Annotated in this window: 25 protein-coding genes; 18 read left to right on the top strand and 7 right to left on the bottom strand. The window is 72.9% G+C overall.

Translation table 11 applies throughout. The features are described 5' to 3' along the window. Window positions 1-155: 155 nt before the first annotated feature. From ACGFZK_RS34930 to ACGFZK_RS34895, 8 genes are all read left to right on the top strand, one after another. Window positions 156-1,271 (top strand): segregation/condensation protein A, encoded by a 1,116-nt coding sequence (locus ACGFZK_RS34930; protein ID WP_393852843.1) that lies wholly within the window; start codon window positions 156-158, stop codon window positions 1,269-1,271. After that, window positions 1,268-1,900: an SMC-Scp complex subunit ScpB gene (gene scpB, locus ACGFZK_RS34925; RefSeq protein WP_030389215.1), complete on the top strand. Its 633-nt coding sequence runs from the start codon at window positions 1,268-1,270 to the stop codon at window positions 1,898-1,900. Before ACGFZK_RS34930 ends, scpB begins: the two co-directional genes overlap by 4 nt. After that, complete coding sequence (locus tag ACGFZK_RS34920; RefSeq protein WP_393852842.1) at window positions 1,900-3,333, top strand: pseudouridine synthase; 1,434 nt, start codon at window positions 1,900-1,902, stop codon at window positions 3,331-3,333. The genes scpB and ACGFZK_RS34920 overlap by 1 nt, the downstream gene beginning before the upstream one ends. A gap of 154 nt (window positions 3,334-3,487) precedes the next feature. Continuing rightward, window positions 3,488-4,096, top strand: a complete 609-nt coding sequence (pnuC, locus tag ACGFZK_RS34915; RefSeq protein ID WP_393852841.1) for a nicotinamide riboside transporter PnuC — start codon at window positions 3,488-3,490, stop codon at window positions 4,094-4,096. After that, complete coding sequence (locus ACGFZK_RS34910; protein WP_393852840.1) at window positions 4,093-5,172, top strand: AAA family ATPase; 1,080 nt, start codon at window positions 4,093-4,095, stop codon at window positions 5,170-5,172. Before pnuC ends, ACGFZK_RS34910 begins: the two co-directional genes overlap by 4 nt. Next, window positions 5,169-5,897, top strand: a complete 729-nt coding sequence (locus tag ACGFZK_RS34905) for an NUDIX domain-containing protein (RefSeq protein ID WP_393852839.1) — start codon at window positions 5,169-5,171, stop codon at window positions 5,895-5,897. The genes ACGFZK_RS34910 and ACGFZK_RS34905 overlap by 4 nt, the downstream gene beginning before the upstream one ends. Further along, window positions 5,894-6,904: an ADP-ribosylglycohydrolase family protein gene (locus ACGFZK_RS34900; RefSeq protein ID WP_393852838.1), complete on the top strand. Its 1,011-nt coding sequence runs from the start codon at window positions 5,894-5,896 to the stop codon at window positions 6,902-6,904. The genes ACGFZK_RS34905 and ACGFZK_RS34900 overlap by 4 nt, the downstream gene beginning before the upstream one ends. Before the next feature lie 3 nt (window positions 6,905-6,907). Further along, a complete protein-coding gene (locus ACGFZK_RS34895) occupies window positions 6,908-7,666 on the top strand; it encodes a DNA polymerase beta superfamily protein (RefSeq protein ID WP_393852837.1) in 759 nt (252 codons plus the stop codon). Here ACGFZK_RS34895 and ACGFZK_RS34890 read toward each other — a convergent pair. The 3 genes from ACGFZK_RS34890 to ACGFZK_RS34880 form a co-directional block, all read right to left on the bottom strand. Beyond that, window positions 7,655-8,335: a DNA polymerase beta superfamily protein gene (locus ACGFZK_RS34890; protein WP_393852836.1), complete on the bottom strand. Its 681-nt coding sequence runs from the start codon at window positions 8,333-8,335 to the stop codon at window positions 7,655-7,657. The two genes, ACGFZK_RS34895 and ACGFZK_RS34890, sit on opposite strands and share 12 nt — an antisense overlap. A gap of 28 nt (window positions 8,336-8,363) precedes the next feature. Beyond that, window positions 8,364-8,831, bottom strand: a complete 468-nt coding sequence (locus tag ACGFZK_RS34885) for a Rieske (2Fe-2S) protein (protein WP_393852835.1) — start codon at window positions 8,829-8,831, stop codon at window positions 8,364-8,366. Window positions 8,832-8,912: 81 nt separating this feature from the next. Continuing rightward, window positions 8,913-9,254 carry a DUF952 domain-containing protein gene (locus tag ACGFZK_RS34880; protein WP_393852834.1) on the bottom strand — a complete coding sequence of 114 codons (342 nt, stop codon included), beginning with the start codon at window positions 9,252-9,254 and terminating at the stop codon, window positions 8,913-8,915. A gap of 137 nt (window positions 9,255-9,391) precedes the next feature. Here ACGFZK_RS34880 and ACGFZK_RS34875 point away from each other — a divergent pair, with 137 nt between their 5' ends. The 6 genes from ACGFZK_RS34875 (at window position 9,392) to ACGFZK_RS34850 (ending at window position 14,791) form a co-directional block, all read left to right on the top strand. Beyond that, a complete protein-coding gene (locus ACGFZK_RS34875) occupies window positions 9,392-9,859 on the top strand; it encodes a YidB family protein (RefSeq protein ID WP_393852833.1) in 468 nt (155 codons plus the stop codon). Window positions 9,860-9,994: 135 nt separating this feature from the next. Further along, window positions 9,995-11,083 (top strand): prephenate dehydrogenase, encoded by a 1,089-nt coding sequence (locus ACGFZK_RS34870; protein WP_393852832.1) that lies wholly within the window; start codon window positions 9,995-9,997, stop codon window positions 11,081-11,083. Between the two features lie 163 nt (window positions 11,084-11,246). After that, complete coding sequence (cmk, locus tag ACGFZK_RS34865; protein ID WP_393852831.1) at window positions 11,247-11,954, top strand: (d)CMP kinase; 708 nt, start codon at window positions 11,247-11,249, stop codon at window positions 11,952-11,954. A 56-nt stretch (window positions 11,955-12,010) separates the two neighbouring features. Further along, window positions 12,011-12,598, top strand: coding sequence for a lysophospholipid acyltransferase family protein (locus ACGFZK_RS34860; RefSeq protein WP_393852863.1), 588 nt, complete (start codon window positions 12,011-12,013; stop codon window positions 12,596-12,598). Window positions 12,599-12,673: 75 nt separating this feature from the next. Further along, window positions 12,674-14,137: a ribosome biogenesis GTPase Der gene (gene der / locus ACGFZK_RS34855; RefSeq protein WP_393852830.1), complete on the top strand. Its 1,464-nt coding sequence runs from the start codon at window positions 12,674-12,676 to the stop codon at window positions 14,135-14,137. A gap of 213 nt (window positions 14,138-14,350) precedes the next feature. Continuing rightward, window positions 14,351-14,791 (top strand): hypothetical protein, encoded by a 441-nt coding sequence (locus tag ACGFZK_RS34850; RefSeq protein ID WP_393852829.1) that lies wholly within the window; start codon window positions 14,351-14,353, stop codon window positions 14,789-14,791. A gap of 198 nt (window positions 14,792-14,989) precedes the next feature. On the opposite strand, the gene ACGFZK_RS34845 is transcribed toward ACGFZK_RS34850, so the two are convergent. Together ACGFZK_RS34845 and ACGFZK_RS34840 are read right to left on the bottom strand one after the other, a co-directional pair. Next, entirely contained in the window at window positions 14,990-15,406 is a 417-nt protein-coding gene (locus ACGFZK_RS34845; RefSeq protein ID WP_393852828.1) for a hypothetical protein, read from the bottom strand. A gap of 156 nt (window positions 15,407-15,562) precedes the next feature. Further along, window positions 15,563-16,363 (bottom strand): hypothetical protein, encoded by an 801-nt coding sequence (locus ACGFZK_RS34840; protein ID WP_393852827.1) that lies wholly within the window; start codon window positions 16,361-16,363, stop codon window positions 15,563-15,565. A 296-nt stretch (window positions 16,364-16,659) separates the two neighbouring features. On the opposite strand from ACGFZK_RS34840, the gene ACGFZK_RS34835 reads away from it, so the two are divergent. The 3 genes from ACGFZK_RS34835 to ACGFZK_RS34825 all read left to right on the top strand — a co-directional run bounded on the left by ACGFZK_RS34835 (window position 16,660) and on the right by ACGFZK_RS34825 (window position 19,017). Then, window positions 16,660-17,376 carry a transglycosylase family protein gene (locus tag ACGFZK_RS34835; protein WP_393852826.1) on the top strand — a complete coding sequence of 239 codons (717 nt, stop codon included), beginning with the start codon at window positions 16,660-16,662 and terminating at the stop codon, window positions 17,374-17,376. Window positions 17,377-17,477: 101 nt separating this feature from the next. Continuing rightward, on the top strand, window positions 17,478-17,999 hold the full coding sequence (locus tag ACGFZK_RS34830; protein ID WP_393852825.1) for a hypothetical protein: 522 nt from the start codon (window positions 17,478-17,480) through the stop codon (window positions 17,997-17,999). A 37-nt stretch (window positions 18,000-18,036) separates the two neighbouring features. Continuing rightward, the gene (locus ACGFZK_RS34825) at window positions 18,037-19,017 is read left to right on the top strand and encodes a helix-turn-helix transcriptional regulator (protein WP_393852824.1); all 981 of its coding nucleotides are present in this window, start codon (window positions 18,037-18,039) and stop codon (window positions 19,015-19,017) included. Between the two features lie 285 nt (window positions 19,018-19,302). On the opposite strand, the gene ACGFZK_RS34820 is transcribed toward ACGFZK_RS34825, so the two are convergent. Both ACGFZK_RS34820 and ACGFZK_RS34815 read right to left on the bottom strand, forming a co-directional pair. Further along, window positions 19,303-20,412: a phosphatase PAP2 family protein gene (locus ACGFZK_RS34820; RefSeq protein ID WP_393852823.1), complete on the bottom strand. Its 1,110-nt coding sequence runs from the start codon at window positions 20,410-20,412 to the stop codon at window positions 19,303-19,305. Between the two features lie 241 nt (window positions 20,413-20,653). Further along, the gene (locus ACGFZK_RS34815; protein ID WP_393852822.1) at window positions 20,654-21,769 is read right to left on the bottom strand and encodes a hypothetical protein; all 1,116 of its coding nucleotides are present in this window, start codon (window positions 21,767-21,769) and stop codon (window positions 20,654-20,656) included. Between the two features lie 315 nt (window positions 21,770-22,084). On the opposite strand from ACGFZK_RS34815, the gene ACGFZK_RS34810 reads away from it, so the two are divergent. Then, on the top strand, window positions 22,085-23,740 hold the full coding sequence (locus ACGFZK_RS34810; protein WP_393852821.1) for an MFS transporter: 1,656 nt from the start codon (window positions 22,085-22,087) through the stop codon (window positions 23,738-23,740). Window positions 23,741-23,899 lie beyond the last annotated feature (159 nt).

Here is a 23,899-nt window from a genome sequence, read left to right as displayed (position 1 = left end):
CGCGGGCGCGGGCCCGTCCCGTGGCCCGGGCGGAGGATCGCGGTCCGGTCCCGCTGCCGATCCACCGGGGAGCGCGGGGGAGCCCGTAGGCTGCTGATGGCCGTGGCCACGACGGCCGGCCCTCCACGCCGCCTCCCTGCACCTCCTGGACCGCGATGCCCCTCCCCGCCGAATCCGGCCGACCGACCCGGCGCGTACTGGGGCGCGGCCCCGGCGCAGGCCCTGAGGCGCCCGCTGCGCGGCCCGCGCCGGCCGAGGGCGGGACGGAGCCCGGGGAGGCCCCGGAGCCCTCAGGCGGCCGACAGGAGGACCCGGAGCCCGGTCCGGCCCCGGAGGCCGGCGCTCCGCAGGCCGATGTCCCGCTGGCTGATGTCCCACCGGCGAATGTGACGCCGGCCCGGGAGGCGGCCGCCACCGGCCCGGCCGTCAGCACGGACGCCGCGGGCGCCACGAGCGCCGCGGGCCCCGCGGGCGGCGACGGACGGTTCACCCTGCGGCTCGCCAACTTCGAGGGCCCCTTCGACCTGCTGCTCCAGCTGATCTCGCGGCACAAGCTGGACGTCACGGAGGTCGCGCTCTCCCAGGTCACCGACGAGTTCATGGCGCACATCCGGGCCATGGGCCCCGACTGGGACCTCGACCAGACCACCGAGTTCCTCGTCGTCGCCGCCACCCTGCTCGACCTGAAGGCCGCCCGGCTGCTGCCGGCCGCCGAGGTCGAGGACGAGGCGGACCTGGCCCTGCTGGAGGCCAGGGACCTGCTCTTCGCGCGCCTGCTCCAGTACCGCGCGTACAAGCAGATCGCCGAGATCTTCGAGCGGCGCGCGGAGGCCGAGGGCAGGCGGTACCCGCGGACGGTCGGGCTGGAGCCGCACCACGCAGACCTGCTGCCCGAGGTCGTCATCAGCATCGGACCGGAGGGCTTCGCCCGGCTCGCCGTGAAGGCGATGCAGCCCAAGGCCAAGCCCCAGGTGTACGTGGACCACATCCACGCCCCCCTCGTCAGCGTGCGCGAGCAGGCCGGGCTCGTGGTGCGGATGCTGAAGGCGCGCGGGGAGGCCACCTTCCAGGAGCTCACCGAGGACGCCGGGGACACCCTCACCGTCGTCGCGCGCTTCCTGGCCCTGCTGGAGCTCTACCGGGAGAAGGCGGTCGTCCTCGACCAGGAGGAGGCCCTGCAGACCCTCACCGTGCGCTGGAGCGGCGGGGACGGCGACGGGATGCCGACCGTGACCGACGAGTTCGACCAGATCGTGGAGGCGAAGGATTGAGCAGCGACGTGAGCGCGGTGGCCGCGCTGGAGCTGAAGCCGGCCCTGGAGGCCGTACTCATGGTCGTGGACGAGCCGGCGACCGAGGCACACCTGGCGAAGGTGCTGGAGCGCACCCCGCGCGAGGTCGCGCAGGCGCTGCGGGAGCTCGCCGACGAGTACACGGCCGCACGCAGGGGATTCGAGCTGCGGCTCGTCGCCGGGGGCTGGCGCTTCTACACCCGGGCCGAGTACGCCCCGGCCGTGGAGGGCTTCGTACTGGACGGCCAGCAGGCCCGGCTCACCCAGGCGGCGCTGGAGACCCTGGCGGTCGTCGCGTACCGGCAGCCGGTGAGCAGATCGCGGGTCTCGGCCGTGCGCGGGGTCAACTGCGACGGGGTCATGCGGACCCTCCTCCAGCGGGGTCTGGTGGAGGAGGCGGGGACGGAACCCGAAACAGGTGCGATCCTATACAGGACGACGAACTACTTTCTGGAGCGGATGGGCCTGCGTGGCCTGGACGAGCTCCCGGAGCTCGCGCCCTTCCTCCCCGAGGCGGACGCGATCGAAGCCGAGACGCAAGAAGGTGTGCCGTCGTTCGATCCGGACGCACCGGACACCGATGAAGACGACAAGACGACGGAACTTTGATGCGAAGCAGCGGCAACGGCAACGGTGGCGGCAACAGGAACAGCGGCGGCGGCGGTGGCGGCGGGCGCGGTAGCTCCCGCGGCGGCTCCTCCAGCGGCGGCGGTGGCTACCGCGGGAGCGGCTCCGGCGGTAGCGGCGGCTCGCGAGGCGGCAGCTCCGGCGGCGGCTCCCGCGGCGGCAGCTCCGGCGGCTCCGGCGGCTCCCGTGGCGGTAGCTCCGGGGGCGGCTACCAGGGCGGCTCCCGCGGCGGTAGCTCGGGCGGCGGCTCCCGTGGCGGCAGCTCCGGCGGCGGCTACCAGGGCGGTGGCTCCCGTGGCGGCAGCTCCGGCGGCGGCTACCAGGGCGGCGGCGGCTATCAGGGTGGCGGCTCCGACTCGCGCGACCGCGACCAGCCGGCCCCCCGCATCCGCAACCCGCGTCCCGAGGAGCGCCGCTACGACGTGGGCCCCGAGGGCGAGCGCAGCGGCCGCAGCGGTCCCAAGGCGGGCGGCGGCGGTGCCCGCGGTGCTGCCGCGCGCGGTGGCGCCAAGGGCGGTCCCCGGACCTCCAGGACCCCCGGCATCGGCGGCGCCGGCGGCCCGCGCAGCGGCCCGGGCAGCCGCAGCGGCCAGTCCCGCCCGCGTGAGCTGGACGCGCGGATCGAGGAGCGCGTGCGCGACCGGTACGCCGACAAGCCCGTGATCAAGACCCCGAAGACCTTCCCGGGTGCCGAGGAGGAGGGTGAGCGTCTGCAGAAGGTGCTCGCCCGCGCCGGCATGGGTTCGCGCCGCGCCTGCGAGGAGCTCATCGAGCAGGCCCGTGTCGAGGTCAACGGCGAGATCGTGCTGGAGCAGGGCAAGCGCGTCCTGCCGAAGGACGAGATCAAGGTGGACGGCCTGACCGTCGCCACCCAGTCGTACCTGTTCTTCGCGCTGAACAAGCCCGCCGGCGTCGTCTCCACGATGGAGGACCCGGACGGCCGCCAGTGCCTCGGTGACTACGTCACCAACCGTGAGACCCGTCTCTTCCACGTCGGCCGGCTCGACACCGAGACCGAGGGCATCATCCTGCTCACCAACCACGGTGAGCTGGCCCACCGCCTCACGCACCCGAAGTACGGCGTGAAGAAGACCTACGTGGCCGCCATCACCGGCCCGCTGCCGCGCGAGATCGGCAAGCGGCTCAAGGACGGCATCGAGCTGGAGGACGGCTACGCCCGCGCCGACCACTTCCGCGTCGTCGACCAGGTCGGCAAGAACTACCTGGTCGAGGTCACCCTCCACGAGGGCCGCAAGCACATCGTCCGCCGCATGATGGCGGAGGCCGGCTTCCCGGTCGAGAAGCTCGTCCGGACCTCCTTCGGTCCGATCGAGCTGGGCGACCAGAAGTCCGGCTGGCTGCGCCGTCTGACCAACACCGAGGTCGGCATGCTGATGCGCGAGGTCGGTCTCTAATACGCAGGAGTACACGGGCCGGCCGCCCCCAGGCGGCCGGCCCGTTCGCAGAAAACCCGCGGTGCCCCAGGGCGCCGCGGGTTTTCTGCTTGCCGGGGACCCTCGTTCCTGTTTATAGTCAACCTGACCATTAAACAGAGTGAGGGGGGTCGGCATGAGCTGGACCATGAGCTGGACCGAGGTGCTCGGCTTCGCCACCGGCGCCCTGTGCGTCTGGCTGGTCGCCCGGCAGCACGTCGCCAACTGGCCGATCGGCATCGCCAACAACGTCTTCTTCATCGTGCTCTTCGCCCAGGCCGGCCTCTACGCCGACGCCGGGCTCCAGATCGTCTTCATCGCCCTCGCCGCATACGGCTGGTGGTCCTGGACCCACGGGGGTGGACCAGGATCCGCCGAGGCCCTGCCGGTGCGCCGCACCACGCGCACCGAATGGGCCGGGCTCGCGGCGGCGGGGGCGGTGGGGGTGCTCGCGCTCACCCTGCTGCTGAGCCGGGCCACCGACTCCACCGTCCCGTTCTGGGACGCGCTCACCACCGGGCTCTCGCTCGCCGCCACCTACGGGCAGTGCCGCAAGCTCGTGGAGTCCTGGTGGCTGTGGATCGCCGCCGACCTCGTCTACATCCCGCTCTACGTGCACAAGGGGCTCTACCTGACCTCCGCGCTCTACGTGGGCTTCCTCGCCCTGTGCGTGGTCGGACTCCTCGGCTGGCGGCGCACCCTGCCCGAGCGGGTGGCCCGTTCGGCCGCGGAGGCGACGGCATGAGACGCCACGGGCACGGTCTGGTCCTCGGCAAGTTCTACCCGCCGCACGCCGGGCACCACCACCTCGTACGCACCGCCCAGGACCAGTGCGAGCGGCTGACCGTACTGGTGTGCGCGGCCTCGGTGGAGTCGGTCCCGCTCGCCGACCGGGTCGCCTGGATGCGCGAGGCGCACCCCGGGGCCCGGGTCGTCGGCGCGGTGGACGACATCCCCGTCGACCTGCACGACCCGGAGATCTGGGAGGCGCACATGGCGCTCTTCCGCAGCGCGGTCCCCGGGCGGGTGGACGCCGTGTTCACCTCGGAGGAGTACGGCAGCGAGCTCGCCCGGCGGTTCGGCGCCGAGGAGGTCCTGGTGGACCGGCAGCGGACGCTGTTCCCGGTGTCCGGGACGGCCGTACGCAAGGACCCGGTCGGCTCCTGGGAGTTCCTCGGGCCGGCCGTACGGGCTGCCCTGACCCGGCGGATCGTCGTCCTCGGCGCGGAGTCCACCGGCACGACCACCCTGTCGCGGGCCCTGGCGGACCACTACCGCCGGCGCGGCGGCGTCTGGGCCAAGACGGGCTGGGTCGCCGAGTACGGGCGCCGCTACAGCGAGGAGAAGCTGGCGGCCGCCCGCGCGGCCGACCCGGCGGCCTCCTGGGCGGAGGTGACCTTCACCTCGGCGGAGTTCCCGGTCATCGCCCGCCGCCAGGACGCGGACGAGGAGCACGCGGCCCGCCTCGGCTCGCCGGTGCTGTTCTGCGACACCGACTCCTTCGCGACCGGGGTCTGGCACGAGCGGTACATGGGAGGCCGCAATGCGGAGGTCGAGCGGATCGCGGCCGGGACCCGGCGGGACCTGTACCTGCTGACCGACCACGCCGACGTGCCCTTCGAGGACGACGGGCTGCGCGACGGCCCGCACCTGCGGCCCTGGATGACCGAGCGGTTCCGGGCGGAACTGGAGCGCACCGGGAGGCGTTTCCTCGTCGTCCGCGGCGACCGGGCGGCCCGGCTGGAAACGGCCGTCCGGGCCGTGGACGGGCTGCTGGCCGCGGGCTGGCACTTCACCGACCCCCTCCCGGAGAACCGATGACCGCAGGCTATGACCCGTACGCCTTCGAGCCGTTCGCGGTGACCGTCGACCTGGCCGTGTTCACGGTGCGCGGCGGAGCCCTGCACGTGCTGCTGATCCGGCGCGGCCAGGAGCCGTACGCCGGGGCCTGGGCGCTGCCCGGCGGATTCGTCCTGCCGCGGGAGTCCGCCGAGACCGCCGCCCGGCGCGAACTGGCCGAGGAGACCGGCCTGTCGGAGCAGCTCGTGGCGGCGCTCCACCTGGAGCAGCTGCGCACGTACAGCGAGCCGGACCGCGACCCCCGGATGCGGGTGGTGTCGGTGGCCTTCACCGCCCTCGTGCCCGACCTGCCGGAGCCGGCGGCGGAGGGCGGCGGGGACGCGGCGCACGCCCGCTGGCTGGCGCTGGACGAGGTCTCGGAGCTGGCCTTCGACCACGCGGTGATCCTGGCGGACGCGCGCGAGCGGATCGGCTCCAAGCTGGAGTACACCTGCCTGGCCACCGGGTTCTGCCCGCCCGAGTTCACCCTCGGGGAGCTGCAGTCCGTCTACGAGACCGTCTGGAACACCACCCTCGACCGCCCCAACTTCCGCCGCAAGGTCCTCGCGACCCCCGGATTCGTCGAGGCCGTCCCGGGCGCCGCCCGGCTGACCGGCGGCCGCGGCAAACCGGCCGCCCTCTACCGGCCCGGCCCGGCGACCACCCTCCACCCCCCGCTCCTGCGACCGGAAGGATCCACCCGATGACCAAGCGAGCCGCGACGGGCGCCATGATCGGCCTGGCCCTGGGAGACGCCCTCGGCTTCCCCACCGAGTTCAACGACGTGCCCACGATCCTGGGCAAGACGGGCCCCTGGCGCGAGATGAGCCTCCCGCGCCCCGCGATCGTCACGGACGACACCCAGATGACCCTCGCCCTGGCCCGCGGCATGCGCACGGCGGCGGAGCGCGGCCGGGTGGGCCCGCTCCGGCTGACCCGCCCGGTCCGCGAGGAGTTCGTCGACTGGTACCACTCGCCGGAGAACAACCGGGCCCCCGGCCGCACCTGCATGACGGCCTGCCGGCTGCTCGACGCCCCGGACCGGGACTGGCGGGACGCCAGCCAGATCGGCTCCAAGGGCTGCGGTGCCAACATGCGGGTGGTTCCGGTCGGGCTCGTGCCGGACTGGACCGAGGAGGAGCGGGCCGGCGCCGCGCAGCTCCAGTCGGCCCTCACCCACGGGCACCCGACGGCGCTCGCCGCCTCCGACCTGACCGCGCGGGCGGTGTACCTGCTGGCCGAGGGGACCGAGGTGACCGGGCTCGTCGGACGGCTGCGCTCGTACGCCCTGGAGAACCGCACCCGTTACCACGAGCGCTGGCTCGGCGACCTCTGGATGCGGACCGCCAGCGACGCCTCGCCCGAGTCCTTCATGGCGCGCGGCTGGGACGAGTGCCTGGCCGTCCTGGACCGGCTGGCGGCCGCCCTGCGGTCCCCCTCCCCGGAGACCGACCCCTGCCTGACCACCGGTGACGGCTGGATCGCCGAGGAGGCCCTCGCCACGGCCCTCCAGTGCTTCCTGCTCTTCCCCGACGAGCCCCTCCTGGCCCTGCGCCGCGCGGCCTGCACGCGGGGCGACTCGGACTCCATCGCCTGCCTCGCCGGCGCCTTCGCCGGAGCCCACCTCGGCGCGGACGTCTGGCCCCGCGAGTGGGAGGGCCGCATCGAGTACCGGGACGAACTCCTCGCCTTCGGCGCCCTCTGGGATGCTTGATCCATGCTGGATGCACTGAGTCTCGACCTGACCCCCGTCGTGGCGGAACAGCCCGACCCGCTGCTGTTCGCCACGGTGTCGGGCGCCCACCTCTACGGCTTCCCCTCCCGGGACTCCGACATCGACCTGCGCGGCGCCCACCTGCTCCCGGTGGAGGACCTCCTGGGGCTGCGCGAGCCGGAGGAGACCCGTACCCGCATGTGGGACCGGGACGACGTGGAGATGGACCTCGTCACGCACGACCTGCGCAAGTTCGTCCGTCTGATGCTCAAGCACAACGGCTACGTCCTCGAGCAGCTGCTCTCCCCGCTCGTGGTCCACACGACGGCGGCGCACGAGGAGCTGATCGCGCTGGCCCCGGGCGTACTGACCTCGCACCACGCCCACCACTACCGGGGGTTCGCGGGCACCCAGTGGCGGCTCTTCGAGAAGGCCGCCGAACTCAAGCCGCTGCTCTACGCGTTCCGGGCGCTGCTCACCGGCATCCACCTCATGCGCTCGGCCGAGGTGCAGGCGCACCTGCCGACCCTGCTGGCCGAGGTGCCGGAGGCGCCCCCGTACCTCGCCGCCCTGATCGAGGCCAAGGTGGCCGCCGAGCACGGGGGCTACGAGGGCCCGGCCGTGGGCGAGGTGCGGAAGGACTTCGAGGCCCTGCACGCGGTGCTGGACGCGGCCCGGGACGGCTCCGCGCTGCCCGAGCAGGGGTCGGCGTACGACGCGCTCGACGCCTTCGTCGTACGGCGCCGCTCGCTACGCGGCTGACGCGCGGCGGGTGCGGACCAGGAAGTCCTGCACCCGGGGGTGGTCGGGCTCCGCGGGCAGGACGGTGGTGGCCAGGGCCGCCTCCGTCTCCTCCTGGAGGCGGGCCATCCAGGCGTCGACCTCGTCCCAGGCGAGCTCCCCGCGGCGGACCGCGAGGAGACGGTCGCGGTGCGGTCCGGCGTCGATGGCCAGCCGGCCGGTGCGCAGCAGGTCCCGGCAGGACAGCAGCAGGCGCAGCAGGTGCATGGCGTGCTTCCAGCGCGGGGCGCCGTGGACGCGGAGGTCCGCAAGGAGTTTGCCGCGCTGGGAGGCCGCGTACCGGCTGAAGCTGGTGTGGGCCCGGCGGGAGAGGAAGGCTTCGCGCAGCGAGAGCAGCTCCTCGCCGACCGGGGTGACCACTTCCACCAGGGGGGAGTGCAGGCACTCCAGGATGTTCGGGTTGGCCCGCAGGGCGAGTTCGCAGAAGCGCTCCAGCTCCCAGGAGAACTCCTCGTCCCGCGGGCCCTCCACGTGCGTGGGGGGCTTCTCGAACCGCCAGAACAGCGGCGTGGGGGCGAGGTAGACACCGCGCAGGTCGGTGTCGCTCGCCTCCGTCGCCAGCCCGAACGCCCGGGAGCCCATCACACATCGGTAGACCGTGTGGTCCCGCACCAGCGTCAGATCGTCCATCCGCGGAGCGTAGGCGTCTGACCTGCCGCTATGCGAGCGAGATATTCCCGTCCGCCGCGACCTTGATCTTCTTCTCGGCCAGCCCCTTGGTGGCCGGTCCCTTGGTCACCGCGCCGTCCGCGATCGCGAACTTGCTGCCGTGGCAGGGGCAGTCGATGCTGCCGTCCTCCACCTTGTTCACCAGGCAGCCCTGGTGGGGGCAGACCGCAGTGAAGCACTTGAAGGTGCCGGCCTTGGGCTGGGTGACCACGACCTTCTCCTCCTTGAAGACCTTGCCGCCGCCCACCGGCACGTCCGCCTTCTTGGTGAGGGCCTGGCCCGCCGCGTCCGAGGTGGCGGGGGCCGCCGCGGCGGGCGGGGTGGCCGCGGCGTTCGGTTCCCCTTGGGAGGCCTTCTCGCCGCTGCCACCACCGCAGGCGGTGATCGCACCGCCGGTCAGGGCGGCCGCGCCGATGGTCAGTACCGTGCGCCGGGCGGTGTGCGTGAGGTCGCTCATGAGTCTCTCCTCGCTTCGTGGCCGGATGGCGTGCAGCATCCTGGCCTGCGGCGGGCCTCAGGTGAAGCCTGCCGCGCCGGTTCATCGCCCCGGTTCCCATGGGGCCAGTGAGATGGGTGTGCCGGGTGTGCGTACGACCTCCCACACGTGAACCACGGCTTCCCGGTTCAGCGGACCGTGGACATGCGGGTAGCGGCCGCCGGAATCACCCGCCTGGCGGACCTCTGCGGTCAGTGCGTCCTCGTCGAGCTCCACCGCGAGCAGGATCCCGGGTACCGCCCGGTAGTGCGCGTCGGCGATCGCGAGCGCGGTGGGACGGTCCGCCGAGCAGTGGACGAACCCTTCGGCCTCCAGCGAGGGCGGGGCGTACGGGAGCTCGGGCGCGGCCGTCCAGTCGGTGAGCGGGACGATGTGGAAGATCATGCCGATCGTTCTACCGCAGTGGCCGAAGCGGTGTGCGCCAGGTGGCGGCATGCTCCGGTTCGGGTCACATTGTGCGTGTCTCGAAGCCGGGTACGCCGCTGTCCGCGCGGCCCGGTCCCTCTTCGAAAGGCATGACGATGGCGGGTAACGACCTCGGCTCTCTTCTCGGCGGCCTCCTGGGCGGAAGCGGAAGCGGAGGCCAGGGCGGGAGCGGTGGCGGCGGTGGCGGCGGTGGCGGCGGTGGCGGCAACATCCTCGGTGCGCTGCTCGGCGCGCTCACGGGCGGCGGCGGCGCGAGCGGCGCCCAGGGCGGCGGGAACAACCCGCTCGGCGGGCTGATGGACATGCTGACCAAGTCGGGCCTGGCCGACCAGGCCCAGTCCTGGATCGGCACCGGCCACAACCAGGCGGTCAGCGGCGCCCAGATCGCCGAGGCACTGCCCGACGAGGCACTGCAGAAGGCGGCGGCCCAGGCGGGCGTCAGCCCGCAGGAGGCGGCCGACCAGATCGCCCGGACGCTGCCGACGGCCGTCGACAAACTGAGCCCGGAAGGACAGCTTCCGACCGGTTCGCTGGAGGACATCATCCGCCAGCAGAAGTTCTGACGGCTCGAACGCCGCACGGACCTGGGCCCGGCCGCCGTCCCACGGGATGGGCGGTCGGGTCCTCGTGCCGCGCGGGCTGGTTACCCTGGCCGGACAGCCCGTCAGCTCGCCCTTTTCGCCACCCTGGAGTGCCTCGTGAGAACCGCCGTCGTCATCGGAACCGGACTGATCGGCACCTCCGCGGCGCTCGCCCTGTCAGCCAGGGGGATCACCGTCCACCTCGCCGATCACGACCCGGCCCAGGCCCGTACGGCGGCCGCCCTCGGAGCCGGCACCGACGAGGCCCCGCAGGAGCAGGTCGACCTCGCGATCGTCGCCGTACCGCCGGCCCACGTGGCCACCACCCTGGCCGACCTGATCGGGCGCGGCGTCGCCCGGGCGTACGTGGACGTGGCCAGCGTCAAGGGCGGACCGCGGCGGGAGCTGGCGGCGCTCGGCGTGGACGTCACCGCGTACATCGGGACGCACCCGATGGCCGGCAAGGAGCAGTCGGGGCCGCTCGCCGCCACCGCGGACCTCTTCGAGGGCCGCCCGTGGGTGCTGACCCCCGCCCGGGACACCGACCACGAGGTGCTCAACCTCGCACTGGAGCTGGTGGCCCTGTCCCGGGCCGTACCGGTGGTGATGGACGCCGACGCCCACGACCGGGCGGTGGCGCTCGTCTCGCACACCCCGCAGCTGGTCTCCAGCATGGTCGCCGCCCGGCTGGAGGAGGCCGACGAGACGGCGGTGCGGCTGTGCGGGCAGGGCATCCGTGACGTGACCCGGATCGCGGCCTCCGATCCGCGGATGTGGGTGGAGATCCTGTCGGCCAACCCGGGACCGGTGGCCGACGTCCTCGCCGGGATCGCCGCCGACCTGGAGGAGACCGTGGAGGCACTGCGGGGCCTGCAGTCCGCGGACCTGGAGAAGCGGCGCGGCGGCGCCGCGGGCATCGAGGACGTGCTGCGGCGCGGCAACGCGGGCCGGGTCCGGGTACCGGGCAAGCACGGCGCGGCGCCCACGGTCTACGAGACGGTGGCCGTGCTCATCAGCGACCAGCCCGGAGAGCTGGCGCGGATCTTCGCCGACGCGGGGCGGGCCGGAGTCAACATCGAGGACGTACGGATCGAGCACGCGACGGGCCAGCAGGCCGGCCTCGTCCAGCTCATGGTGGAACCGCGGGCGGTGGCCGGCCTCACCGCTGAGCTGCGCGAGCGCGGCTGGGCACTGCGGCAGCAGTAGGGAGGAGCCGGGAAAGCAGGGACCAGGGAGCAGGCAGGGGAGCAGGGGCTGCCGGCCCCCGGAATACGGGGCGGGGACGGGGGCCGTCCGGGGCCGGTAACCTTGGGGAGGGGCGCTTTGCCGCGCCCGGACACGTACGCGCAACCAGGAAGGTGCCCGCACCGTGGAAACCGCAGCTCCGTCCGCCGTGATCGTCGCCATCGACGGTCCCTCCGGCACGGGCAAGTCCAGCACCTCCAAGGCCGTGGCCGCCAAGCTCGGGCTGCGCTACCTGGACACCGGCGCCCAGTACCGGGCCATCACCTGGTGGATGATCACCAACGGCGTCGACACCGACGACCCGCAGGCCGTCGCGATCGCCGCCGGCAAGCCCACGATCGTGTCCGGCACCGACCCGGCCGCCCCCACCATCACCGTGGACGGCCTCGACGCGGCCGGTCCCATCCGGACCCAGGAGGTCACCTCCAAGGTCAGCGCCGTCAGCGCCGTCCCCGAGGTGCGCACCCTGATCACCGACCTGCAGCGCTCCATCGCCGCCGAGGCGGCCCAGGAGGCCGAGGGGATCGTCGTCGAGGGCCGGGACATCGGCACCACCGTCCTGCCCGACGCCGACCTCAAGATCTTCCTGACCGCCTCCGCCGAGGCGCGCGCCGCCCGGCGCAGCGGAGAGCTCCGCGGCAAGGAGGCCGCCGACCTCGCGGCCACCAAGGAGGCGCTGATCAAGCGCGACGCGGCCGACTCCGGCCGCAAGACCTCCCCCCTGGCCAAGGCCGACGACGCCGCCGAGGTCGACACCACCGACCTCACACTGGACCAGGTGATCGAGTGCGTGGTCACGCTGGTGGAAGAGAAGCGGGCGGGCCGCAAGTGAGCCCAGCGCCCTCCCTCAAGGGTGCGGCGGTCGGCAGGCGCATCGGCATCGGGCTCATGTACGGGCTCTGGAAGCCGCGCGTACTGGGGGCCTGGAAAGTGCCCGCCTCGGGCCCCGTCATCCTGGCCGTGAACCACTCGCACAACATCGACGGCCCCATGGTGATGGGCACCGCGCCGCGACCCCTGCACTTCCTGATCAAGAAGGAAGCGTACGTGGGCCCGCTCGGCCCCTTCCTCGAAGGGATCGGGCAGGTCAAGGTCGACCGCGGCGGCCCCGACCGGGCGGCGATAGGCCGTGCCCTCGGGGTGCTCGACAATGGAGGGGCCCTGGGGATATTTCCCGAGGGCACCCGGGGCGAGGGCGACTTCGCCTCGCTGCGCGCGGGCCTCGCGTACTTCGCGGTCCGCAGCGGCGCACCCATCGTGCCCGTCGCCGTCCTCGGCAGCGGGGACACCCCGGGGCGGGTCGTGAAGGGCCTGCCGGCCCTCAAGAGCCGGGTCGACGTCGTCTTCGGCTCGGCCTTCGACGCGGGGGACGGCAGTGGCCGCCGTACGCGTACCGCGCTGGACGAGGCCACCGTACGCATCCAGGACCGGCTGACCGCCCACCTGGCCGACGCCAAGCGCCTCACCGGGCGCTGAGTGAGACTTGACCTAGTAGTGGAACCGCGCTGCGCGGGTACCACCGACCACCACGAACGACGAGGAACGGACTTCATGAACGACCAGCACGACCACGGAGCACTTGGCGACGCCGAGTACGCGGAGTTCATGGAGCTCGCCGCGGAAGAGGGCTTCGACATCGAAGAGGTCGAAGGCGCGATCGAGGAGGCCGGCCACGGCCCGCTGCCCGTCCTCGCCGTCGTCGGCCGCCCGAACGTCGGCAAGTCGACCCTGGTGAACCGGATCATCGGCCGGCGCGAGGCGGTCGTCGAGGACAAGCCCGGCGTCACCCGCGACCGCGTCACGTACGAGGCCGAATGGGCCGGCCGCCGCTTCAAGGTCGTCGACACCGGTGGCTGGGAGCAGGACGTCCTCGGCATCGACGCCTCCGTCGCCGCCCAGGCCGAGTACGCCATCGAGGCGGCCGACGCGGTCGTCTTCGTCGTCGACGCCAAGGTCGGCGCCACCGACACCGACGAGGCCGTCGTCCGCCTGCTGCGCAAGGCGGGCAAGCCCGTGGTCCTGTGCGCCAACAAGGTCGACGGCCAGAGCGGCGAGTCCGACGCGGCCTCCCTGTGGTCGCTGGGCCTCGGCATGCCGCACCCGGTCTCCTCGCTCCACGGCCGCGGCACCGGCGACATGCTCGACGCCGTCCTGGAAGCCCTGCCGGAGGCCCCCGAGCAGACCTTCGGTGGCGCCGCCCCCGGCGGCCCGCGCCGCATCGCGCTGATCGGCCGCCCGAACGTCGGCAAGTCCTCGCTGCTGAACAAGGTGGCGAAGGAGGACCGCGTCGTCGTCAACGAGCTGGCCGGCACCACCCGCGACCCGGTCGACGAGCTGATCGAGCTCGGCGGCATCACCTGGAAGTTCGTCGACACCGCCGGTATCCGCAAGAAGGTCCACCTCCAGCAGGGCGCCGACTACTACGCCTCCCTGCGCACGGCCGCCGCCGTCGAGAAGGCGGAGGTCGCGGTGATCCTCATCGACACCACCGAGACCATCAGCGTCCAGGACCAGCGCATCATCACGATGGCCGTCGAGGCGGGCCGCGCGATCGTGATCGCCTACAACAAGTGGGACGAGCTCGACGAGGAACGCCGCTACTACCTCGAGCGCGAGATCGAGACCGAGATGCAGCAGGTCGCCTGGGCGCCCCGGGTGAACGTCTCGGCGCTCACCGGCCGTCACATGGAGAAGCTGGTCCCGGCGATCGAGACGGCCCTCGCAGGCTGGGAGACGCGCGTCCCCACCGGTCGGCTGAACGCCTTCCTCGGTGAGGTCGTCGCCGCCCACCCGCACCCGATCCGTGGCGGCAAGCAGCCCCGCATCCTGTTCGGTACCCAGGCGGGCAGCAAGCCGCCGCGGTTCGTCCTCTTCGCCTCCGGCTTCCTGGAGCACGGCTACCGGCGCTTCATCGAGCGCCGGCTGCGCGAGGAGTTCGGCTTCGAGGGCACCCCGATCCACATCTCGGTGCGGGTGCGCGAGAAGCGCGGCGCGCAGTACAAGAAGAAGAAGTAGTCCCCCCTCTGATCAAGCCCCCCACCTGCACCTTCTCCGCAGGTGGGGGGCTTGACTCTTGCCCCGGCCCGTCTGTGGGCGTGCCGGTTGCCGGCGAGAAGCCCGCGGAAGGGCGAACGCCCCCTGGATGAGGCAAGTTGAGGCATGGTCAGGCATGATCGGATTCGAGCTAGAGTAGGCATTTCCAGCCAACACATTTTCCCTGGGGGACCCTTGCGCCTCAAGAGCAGCCTCGTCGCCACCGCCGCGGCTCTGGCCACCGTCGTCATTCCGCTCCTCGCCAGCCCCGCGGCCGCGGCGTCCGGCACCGAGGCAACGGTCTCGACCAACTCGTACTACGGGCGGATGGTCATCGGCTGGCGGCTGAACCCCTACCGTCTCGACCCGATCCAGATCATCGCCCAGGACCGCGCGACCGACGGCTACGTCGTCGGCATCCGCCTCGTCACCAACGGCGAGAACGGCCACAGGGTCTGGGCGATGCGGACCGTGCCCAGCGGCCAGACGAGCGCCTCGTGGAGCACGTACTTGCAGGCCGGCTGGATCGACAACGCCTACTTCGAGGTCTGCAAGATCGGCGCCAGCAGCGGCGTGATCGCGAGCTGCGAGGCCTCTGCCGTGATGCACAACCCGTTCGACGACTCCTCCGTGTAGGACGCGCGACGAGGGGGTGTCGCCCGCATGCGGGTGACACCCCCTTTCGCTGTCTCCGGTAGTCAGCGTTGACCAAGGTCCACCAACAGCGCCCGCTCGGCAGCAGGTCAGGCCGGTGCACGGGGGAGCGCCCCCTGGTGGAAGGGCGGGACGGTAAGACCAAGAAGAAGAAGTAGCCGGGCGGGACACTCCGAGGGGTCAGTAACCGCGGCGTGGAGCGGGCGGCAGGGCCGCCGGGACGTGTGTCATCCCGGTCTGGTGCTGCCGCCCGTCGGCGTATCCGGGGCTGCCCGCGTACGAGTACGCCGGCTGTGGGGGCGGGGTGTACGAGGGCTGCCAGCCGTCGACCCGCTGCCACGCGGACCCGTTCCAGCCGCTGCCGTACGAGCTGCCGCTCGTGTACGAGCCCCCGTACGAGAAGGCCGTGAACCCGTGGTCCTCCTCGCCCGTGCGGTCGCCCGGCAGCGCCCTGAAGGCGCGCAGGTACTCCGAGTACAGCGTGTCGTAGATCGGGGTGTGCGAGACGGCCGGGGAGCTGTCCCGGTCCCGCGAAGGACGCATCGCGGGGACGGTGCTCGAATAGGACGGGGCGCGGGAGGAGTCGTATGGATGCACGTATCAGCCAACGAAAGCGGCGCTCTGCGGATGCGGGGTGACGGGGGAGGAAACACAGATCGCCGGGGGTGTGCGGGACGGACCGCACACCCCCGGCGCACGCCGCCCGGCCCCCTCGGCAGGGAGCTGGGCGGCCGTTCGGATCCCGGCTGGGAATCAGGCGCCGGGCGTACCCGCCAGCGGCATCGCGGCGGCCACGAGCTTGCCCGAGGCGGCGGCCTTGTCCAGCGCGTCGCGCAGCAGGTCCTCACGCGGCTGCTGGCCGATGGAGCCGACCGGGGCGGCGTAGATGAGTACGCGCTGGGTCTTGTTGACGGCGGCCCGCCAGCCGTCCGTGACCGACAGCGCCTGGTGCGCCTGCCACCAGGCGACCTGGCCGCCGTCGCTGCCCGGCTGCAGTACGGCGTGCAGCTGGCCCGCGGCGAGCAGGACCGACCAGCCGCCGAGGACGGTGGGGACCTCGGCGGTGTCGGTGACCGGGATGAAGCCCTGCTCGATGAGGAGCGGCAGGAAGTCGTCGCCGGGGCCGTCGCTGCCGGGGCGGGCGATCGGCGCGGTCGGCTCGACGACCAGGGCGGGGTGCAGCTCCCCGGCGATCAGGATCAGGCCGCTGGTGATGCCGAGGACGGCCTGGCCGCCGGACACGTTCTGCGGGGCGGCGCCGGCGCCACCGGCCGGGCTGTCGCCGGTGATGCTGCGGACGGCGCCCTGGAGCTGCTCCTCGGAGACGGAGACGACCTGCGAGGGGATGCAGGTGGCGTGGGCGAAGGCGAGGACGGCGGTCTCCTCGCCGACGAACAGCACCGTGCTGGTGCGGTCGTTCTCGGGGTCGCCCGGGGTACGGCAGGAGGTGCAGTCGTAACTGCGCGGCGCGTCCTCGCCGACGAGCAGCCTGTCGGCTTCTTCGTCACCGATCTCGGCACGTACCTCATCACTGACGTCGAGCATGCGCGGCACGGGGTGACTCCTCGGCATAGGTGCGGGTCCGGGAGGCTCCCGGCTCGCCGGGCTCAACGCCGCAGCGGCGGCCGGGGTCACGCCATTTGAGGGAACGAATTCGAACCGGGCCCCCGGAAGGGTGAACCGTCCGACCGGGGCTTTGTTTTCATGCCAACTGTTTTCTGGTTGTGCGCAGTTGATGGTCGGGTGTGGTCGTTTGGGGCTGGGGTGGCGGTCGGCCGACCGGGTGGGGTGTGGTGACCTGCCGCGTGGCGGGCCGAAGGGGGCCGGGGACGGCTGCATAGCGTGACCCGATGCCCCACCTCCGGACCCGTCGGGCCGCCGCCGGCGCCGCCGTCGTTCTCGCCTCCGTGCTGGCGCTCGCACCGCCCCGCGGTGCCGCGGCCGCGGTGCAGGCTCCGCCGCCACCGGCGCCCGGGCCGGCCGGGACGGCGTACCCCGGCTCGCCGGGGGTGATCGGGAGCGGGCCGGGGGACTGCGGACCGGGCGGGGAGTGGCCCTGGGACTGCGTCGCCGACTGCGAGAGCGGCGGGCGCTGGGCGGTGAACACCGGCAACGGCTTCTACGGAGGGCTGCAGTTCTGGCAGCCGACGTGGGAGGAGTACGGCGGCCCGGCGTTCGCGAAGCGGGCCGACCTGGCCACCCGTGGACAGCAGATCCGGGTCGCGCAGGACGTCCTCGGCACGCAGGGCTGGAACGCGTGGCCGGTGTGCTCCAAGCGGTACGGGCTGGCCGGGCGGATGCACACGGTGCGGGAGGGGGAGACGCTGGTGTCGATCGCCGGCAGGCACCGGGTCCGGGGCGGGTGGCGGGCGCTCCACGAGGCGAACCGGGAGCTGATCGGGCCGCGGCCGGAGGCCATCGCGGTGGGCATGCTGCTGGTCGTCCCCAGCCCGGAACCCGCTGCCCCGGCCCCGAAGCCCCCCACCCCGGAGCCGGTCCCGGCGGCCCCGGCACCCGTTCCGGCCGGGACGGCACCGGCCGCACGGCCACCCTCCCCGCGTCCCTGACCGGCCCGTCGGGACCGTCCGCGCGTTGCGCGATGCCGGGAAGGCGCTGACCCTGGAAGCAGCGGGCCGAACGGCTCGCCCGGACTCCGGTGGTGAGCCAGATGGTCCAGAGCAGACACCCACGCGCACGCTCCCGTGCCGCGGCCTGCACGGCGGCCGCGGTCCTGCTGGCCGTCCCGGCCGCCGTGGGGTGGTCCTCGGGCGCGCAGGCCGCGGGGCCACCGTCCGCCGTGGTCCTGATCGTGCCGGCCGCGGACGGACCCGCGGACCCGGAGGCGGCCAAGGCGCAGGTCGAGAAGAACTGGACCGCCTTCTTCGACCCGAAGACCCCGACCGAGGAGAAGGCGAAGCTGCTGCAGCACGGCGACATGCTCGAGCTGCTGCTGGACGGTTTTTCGGCCGGTGCCGAAGCGGCCAAGACCTCCGTCAAGGTCACGGACGTCACCTTCAGCTCGCCCACCGAGGGCACGGTGACGTACGACCTGAGCGTCGGCGACGAAACGGAGCTGCCCGGCAGCAAGGGTGCCGTGGTCCTCGAGGACGGTGTCTGGAAGGTCTCGATCAAGACCGTCTGCGACCTCATCGAGGCCGGCGGCGCCGAGGCGCCCCCGCTGCTGTGCTGAGACCCGGCTGATCGCGGGGCGCTGGCAGACTCGGGGAATGCTCGATACCTCCGCACGACTGCTGCGGCTGCTGTCCCTGTTGCAGGCCCACCGGGAATGGACCGGGGCCGATCTCGCGGACCGACTCGGGGTCACCGCGCGGACGGTCCGGCGCGACGTGGACCGGTTGCGCGAGCTCGGGTATCCGGTGAACGCCAGCCCCGGGACGGGTGGCGGCTACCAGTTGGGGGCCGGGGCCGAGCTGCCCCCGCTGCTGCTGGACGACGACGAGGCCGTGGCCGTCGCCGTGGGCCTGCGGACCGCCGCCGGGAACGGGGTCGAGGGCATCGGGGAGGCCTCCGTACGGGCCCTGGCCAAGCTGGAGCAGGTGCTCCCGTCGCGGCTGCGGCGCAGGGTGTCCGCGCTGAACGAGTTCACCGTGCCGATGCTGCGCGGGCCCCAGCGGTCCACCGTGGACGCCTCGGTGCTGACCGAGCTGGCCTCCGTCTGCCGGGACGGTGAGCGGCTGCGCTTCGGTTACCGCGACCACGAGGGCAACGTCAGCCGCCGCACCGTCGAACCGCACCGGCTGGTGTGCACCGAGCGGCGCTGGTACCTGGTCGCCTGGGACCTGGACCGGGAGGCGTGGCGGACCTTCCGCGCGGACCGGATCGAGCCCCGGCCGCCCCACGGACCCCGGTTCACCCCGCGCCCGCCGCCCGCCGAGGACCTCGCCGCCTACGTCTCCGAGGGCGTTTCGCAGCGGGTGTACGCGGCCCGCGCGGTGGTGCGGCTGAAGGTGTCGGCGCAGGACGCGGCGCGGATCATCGGGCCGAGCGACGGGGCCCTGGAACCGGTCGACGGGCAGAGCTGCCTGCTGCGCACCGGGGCGGTGAACCTGGACGTACTGGTGATTCACATCATGCTGCTCGGCTGTGAGTTCGAAGTGGTCGAGCCGCCCGAGCTGACGGATCGGATCAGGGCCGCGCGGGATCTGCTGGGGAAGGCCGTGGCGGCCGGAGAAGTGAAGGAAATGTAGCGGTCCTGAGGGGGATTCAGCTGGTCTGGTCCAGGGGGGATGAGGGCAATCCCGGACATGAATTCCACGGTGTTCGCCGCAAATTCCAAACCCTCCGCACCCCGGGCGTGTCGCGGGTCGGTAAACAATTTGCGGCTGTAGATATTCTGTGACACAAGCGTGACCCGGGACGGACGAACGTCCGGGCGCGGCGCTGACGAACGGCGAAGGCGGGCCGGGTCCGAAGACCCGGCCCGCCTCGATGTCGCGGGGAGAAGTGGTGCGTACCGCCCCCGCAGTGGGACGTCAGCCGCCGGCGACCGGACGGGCCGCGGCCCCTCGGGAGGGGGCCCGTTCGGTGTGCGCCGGGCGACGGCTGCCGACCGGGGTGACCGGGGTCCGCTCGGAGCGGATCACGTGCGGCCGGCCGGCCGGGTGCACGGCGGGCCGGGGTGCCGGGGAGTGCGCGGCGACGGGGGCCGTGGCGCCGCCAGTTGCCGTGGCGGACGCGACGGACGCCGCGACCACGGTGACCGGTACGGGCTGCGGGACCGGCTCCATGGCGGGGTCGGCGACGGGCCGCAGCCGCCACTTGCCGCCCGCCGAGAGCAGCGGGGTGAGGGCGGAGACGACCGGCGCGGGCATCCGTCCGGTCTCGGCGCGGCGGCGCAGCAGCTCGCGCAGGTCGAAGACGTAGGCCTCGGCGCGGGCGATGAGCGGCTCGAACCAGGGGAGGGCCAGCAGGATCAGCAGGCCCGCGGACCACCCGAGCAGGACATCGCTGACCCAGTGGGTGCCGAGGTAGACGGTGGTGGCGCCGACGCTCAGCGAGACCACGGCGGACACGACGGACAGCACCCGCCGGGTGACCCCCGTGGAAGCCAGGTAGGCCAGGATTCCCCAGGTCACAACGGCGTTGGCGGTGTGGCCGGAAGGGAATATATCGCCACCGGCGAAGAGTTCGGCCGATCCGATCTCGGTGGCGTAGTGCGGGCCGAGCCGGCCCAGGCCGAGCTTCACGGCCCCGACGGTGACGTTGAGCAGCAGCAGCGCCACGCCGAGGGTGATCAGCGGGCGCAGGGTGTGCTGCCGCCAGGAGCGCCAGCCGAGCCAGGCGGCGACCATGACCGCGGTGGGTCCGCGCTGGCCGAGCACGACGAGGTAGTCGAGGAAGGCGTGCAGCTGCGGCCACTGCTCGTAGGGCCGGAAGAACATCACCTGCCAGTCCAGGCGGACCAGCCAGGAAGTGGTCAGTACGGCAACCACGATTGCGAGATAGAAGGCGAGGGTCGATCCGAGGAGCACGACGCGGTGCCGGCTCATCTGCGGGGTTTGCAGATGAGCCGGTCGCTCTGGTTCCCGGTCCAGCCGGGCGAACACCCGCTCCAGACGGGTCAGGATTTGGTCGGTACGCACTCAATCGACGTTACCGCGCGTCGATGGTCGGCCCGGGCGAATCGCAGGCTTTGTGATGACCATGTGATGTGGAGTTGGTCTCACGCGGGACTTAATTCCCGGTATTTCGACAGAGGTTGGACGCTTCTTGATCCACTGCTCCGGGATTTGTTTCGGCCGCTTATCCGGATTTTATTGCCGTGGAGGGCATTTCTTTTGCTGAAAGATGGATCGGAATGATCCATTCCGTGATGTGGGGGCTCTATGGAGGTCCCGAGCCGTTCAGCCAGAACGCCCCGTAGACCGCCGAGGCCAGCGCCAGCGCGCCCACCACCAGCACCGCCCGCCGGGTCCGCCACCGCGCCAGCGCCACCGCCGGCGGCAACAGCAGCGGGAAGGCCGGCAGCAGCAGCCGGGGCTTGGAGCCGAAGTAACCGGAGGCGCACAGCGCCAGCGCCACCACGATCCCGCAGTACACCAGCAGCGGGACCGGCTGCCGCTGCTGCACGCACTTCCCGTACAGCCAGAGCACCAGGACGACCCCCGCGATCAGTCCCGCCCCGGCGAGGAACGCGGACGAGGCCAGCTTCGCCCCGATGAACCCGGCGAACGCCCAGCCCCCGTCGAAGCCGTTGCCCCAGCCGCCCTGCACGTCCAGGTAGCCCAGCAGTCCGTCCCCGGTCCGCGCACCGACCCACAGCACGTACGCCGCCGCGCCCGCCGGGGCCAGCAGCGCGCCCGCGACCGTCCGCCAGGACCGCTCCCCGCGCCGCCAGGCCATCGCGGCGGCCACCCACACCGCCGCGACCACCGCCGCACCGACCGGGCGGGTCAGCCCGGCCCCGGCCGCGAGCAGCCCGGCCGTCAGCCACCGGCCGCGCAGGGCCCCGTAGAGAGCCCAGGCGGCCAGCGCGGTGAACAGCGACTCGCTGTACGCCATCGACTGCACGATCCCGACCGGCAGCGCGGCCCACACCGCGACCGCGAACACCCCGGCCCGGCGGCCGTGGACCTGCTCGGCCACCGCGAAGATCCCCCAGGCCGCGGCGAGCCCCGCGACCGCCGACACCACCAGGCCCGCGGAGCCGTACGGGAGTCCGGTCGCGGCCGACACCGCCCGTTCCAGCCATGGGAGCAGCGGGAAGAACGCCAGGTTCGAGTGGACGTCCCCGTTCGGGAGGAGCACCTCGTACCCGTACCCCTCCGCGGCGATGCGGGCGTACCAGAGCGAGTCCCAGCGCGCCGACAGCAGCGTGTGCGGGCTGCTGCCGACCACCGCGCCCCACACCGCGAGCACGGTCAGCCCCAGCAGCCGGACCGCCGCGAAGACGGCCAGTGCGGGTGCGGCCCGGCGAAATCCAAGATCTTCCACGGGCATGATTATCGGTGGCGCCGGCGGCGCACCCCCTCATGGCCGGCGCGGAGCCGGGACGGAGCCGGGCCGGAGAACCACGGGACGTGAGCGCCCGTGCACACGGGGGAAGGGTCAGGGCCGTGGGAGTGGCGTACGCCACAGCGGGGCCGCCGCCGGGATGAGAGCTTGACCACGTGCCGGTCAGGCGAACTCGCGTACGCTGACCGTTCACTCGCGTGTCGATGCCGGACCCCGTTGGACGCCGCACAGCGCACCACCCCCGTGGCTCCGCAAGACGCTGGTCCGCCGAGCGCGAGGGATCACCTGGGAGGTACATGCATGTCGGGGACGAACGCGGCCGGGGCCGGGACCCCTACCCCCTGGCAGCGGCTGAGCGCCGCCTCCGGCGGGGCCAACCGCTGGGTCGTCCTGGGGGTTCTCTGCATCAGCCTGGTCCTCGTCGCGCTCGACGCGACGATCCTGCACGTCGCCGTCCCCTCCGTCACCGAGGACCTGCGCCCCGGCCCGATCGAGCTCCTCTGGATCGTCGACGCCTACCCGCTGGTCTGCGCCTCCCTGCTCATCCTCTTCGGCACCCTCGGTGACCGCGTCGGCCGCCGCCGCATCCTCCTCCTCGGCTACGGACTCTTCGGCGCGGCCTCCGCGATAGCGGCCCTCGCCGACAGCGCCCAGGTCCTCATCGCCGCGCGCGCCCTGCTCGGCATCGGCGGCGCGATGATCATGCCCGCCACCCTGTCGATCCTGCGGCAGGTCTTTCCCGACCGGCGCGAGCGGGCGCTCGCCATCGGCATCTGGACCGCCGTCGCCGCCATCGGCGCGGCCAGCGGCCCGGTGCTCGGCGGCTTCCTCGTCCAGCACTTCTGGTGGGGCTCGGTCTTCCTCATCAACATCCCGCTGATGGCACTGATCCTGCCGCTCGGACGCTGGCTGCTGCCGGAGTCGCGCGGCGCCGCCGACGGGCCGTGGGACGTGCTCGGCGCGCTGATGGCCGCCGCCGGTGTGCTGGGCGCGGTACTCGGGATCAAGCGGCTGGGCGCCGAACGCCGGCTCCTCGACGCCGAGGCGCTGATCCCGCTGCTGATCGGTGTGGTGCTGCTCCTGCTGTTCGTACGGCGGCAGAAGCGGCGCGAGCACCCGCTGATCGACATGCGGATGTTCTCGCGGGCCGCCTTCTCCACGTCGGTCGCCTGCATCGTGCTGGCGATGCTGGCGCTGGTCGGCCTGGAGCTGATCGCGGTGCAGTACCTCCAGCTGGTGCTGCACCTCAGCCCGCTGGAGACCGGCCTGCGGCTGCTGCCGCTGACCTTCGCCGCCATGGCCGCGGGCGCGACCGGCTCGTACACCCTGGGCCGGATCGGGCCGCGCACGATGGTGTCGCTGGGCTTCGTCCTGACCGCCTTCGCGGTGCTGCTGCTGACGCTCATGGGCCAGCAGGACCGGCCGCTGCTGCTGACCATCGGCTTCATCCTGCTCGGCTTCGGGCTGCAGACCACGCTGTTCGCCGCGTACGAGTCGATGCTGAGCGAGGCGCCGGCGGCCACCGCGGGCGGCGCGGCGTCGATCGGCGAGACCTCGTACCAGCTGGGCGCGGGCATGGGCATCGCGCTGCTGGGCAGCGTGATGAACGCGGCGTACCGGCCGGGGCTCGTGGGGGTGCCGGGGGTTTCGGCGGCGGATTCGACGGGCGCGGCGAATTCTCTGGGCGAGGCCTACCAGATCGCGGCGCACCTCGGGGGGCCGGCGGGGGCGTCGCTGTACGCCGCCGCGCGGCAGTCGTTCGTGCACGGGCTGCATGTGACGTTGTTGGTGAGTGCGGGGTTGCTGGTGGCGGGGGCCGTGATGGCGCTGAAGCTGCCGAGGGCGATGGATTGCGGGGCGGTGGAGCCGCTGCCCGGCGGCGAGGCGGTGCGGTTGCCCGCGCAGGCGAAGGCGAAGGCGGAGGCGCGGCCGACCCCGGTCGAGCAGGCGGGCTGACACCGTCCGGTCCGTCGGCGCGGCGCCGTTGCCGTGGTTCGGCTCCGGACCCCGCGCCTCTTCCGCGGGCGGGGCTGGATTTGCGGGGCCCGGGCCAATAGCGTCGGGCGAGCGCAAAACTTGCGCTGCTAGGTTCTGCCGGTGGGCGCCGCGGCCCCC

This window comes from Streptomyces sp. NPDC048257 (assembly GCF_043201855.1).
Taxonomy (GTDB): domain Bacteria; phylum Actinomycetota; class Actinomycetes; order Streptomycetales; family Streptomycetaceae; genus Streptomyces.
Note: the sequence above shows the minus strand (reverse complement) of the source record. Positions and strands in the feature narration are given on the sequence as shown.

Excerpts from the sequence above, each read along its gene's own strand:
- ACGFZK_RS34930 (WP_393852843.1), top strand. The coding sequence starts at position 156 with ATGCCCCTCCCCGCCGAATCCGGCCGACCGACCCGGCGCGTACTGGGG.
- ACGFZK_RS34905 (WP_393852839.1), top strand. The coding sequence starts at position 5,169 with ATGACCGCAGGCTATGACCCGTACGCCTTCGAGCCGTTCGCGGTGACC.
- ACGFZK_RS34815 (WP_393852822.1), bottom strand. The coding sequence starts at position 21,769 with ATGCCCGTGGAAGATCTTGGATTTCGCCGGGCCGCACCCGCACTGGCC.
- der (WP_393852830.1), top strand. The coding sequence starts at position 12,674 with ATGAACGACCAGCACGACCACGGAGCACTTGGCGACGCCGAGTACGCG.
- ACGFZK_RS34825 (WP_393852824.1), top strand. The coding sequence starts at position 18,037 with ATGCTCGATACCTCCGCACGACTGCTGCGGCTGCTGTCCCTGTTGCAG.
- ACGFZK_RS34910 (WP_393852840.1), top strand. The coding sequence starts at position 4,093 with ATGAGACGCCACGGGCACGGTCTGGTCCTCGGCAAGTTCTACCCGCCG.
- ACGFZK_RS34895 (WP_393852837.1), top strand. The coding sequence starts at position 6,908 with ATGCTGGATGCACTGAGTCTCGACCTGACCCCCGTCGTGGCGGAACAG.
- ACGFZK_RS34900 (WP_393852838.1), top strand. The coding sequence starts at position 5,894 with ATGACCAAGCGAGCCGCGACGGGCGCCATGATCGGCCTGGCCCTGGGA.
- pnuC (WP_393852841.1), top strand. The coding sequence starts at position 3,488 with ATGAGCTGGACCATGAGCTGGACCGAGGTGCTCGGCTTCGCCACCGGC.
- ACGFZK_RS34810 (WP_393852821.1), top strand. The coding sequence starts at position 22,085 with ATGTCGGGGACGAACGCGGCCGGGGCCGGGACCCCTACCCCCTGGCAG.
- ACGFZK_RS34920 (WP_393852842.1), top strand. The coding sequence starts at position 1,900 with ATGCGAAGCAGCGGCAACGGCAACGGTGGCGGCAACAGGAACAGCGGC.
- ACGFZK_RS34880 (WP_393852834.1), bottom strand. The coding sequence starts at position 9,254 with ATGATCTTCCACATCGTCCCGCTCACCGACTGGACGGCCGCGCCCGAG.
- ACGFZK_RS34860 (WP_393852863.1), top strand. The coding sequence starts at position 12,011 with ATGTACGGGCTCTGGAAGCCGCGCGTACTGGGGGCCTGGAAAGTGCCC.
- ACGFZK_RS34830 (WP_393852825.1), top strand. The coding sequence starts at position 17,478 with ATGGTCCAGAGCAGACACCCACGCGCACGCTCCCGTGCCGCGGCCTGC.
- ACGFZK_RS34885 (WP_393852835.1), bottom strand. The coding sequence starts at position 8,831 with ATGAGCGACCTCACGCACACCGCCCGGCGCACGGTACTGACCATCGGC.
- ACGFZK_RS34890 (WP_393852836.1), bottom strand. The coding sequence starts at position 8,335 with ATGGACGATCTGACGCTGGTGCGGGACCACACGGTCTACCGATGTGTG.
- ACGFZK_RS34875 (WP_393852833.1), top strand. The coding sequence starts at position 9,392 with ATGGCGGGTAACGACCTCGGCTCTCTTCTCGGCGGCCTCCTGGGCGGA.
- ACGFZK_RS34835 (WP_393852826.1), top strand. The coding sequence starts at position 16,660 with ATGCCCCACCTCCGGACCCGTCGGGCCGCCGCCGGCGCCGCCGTCGTT.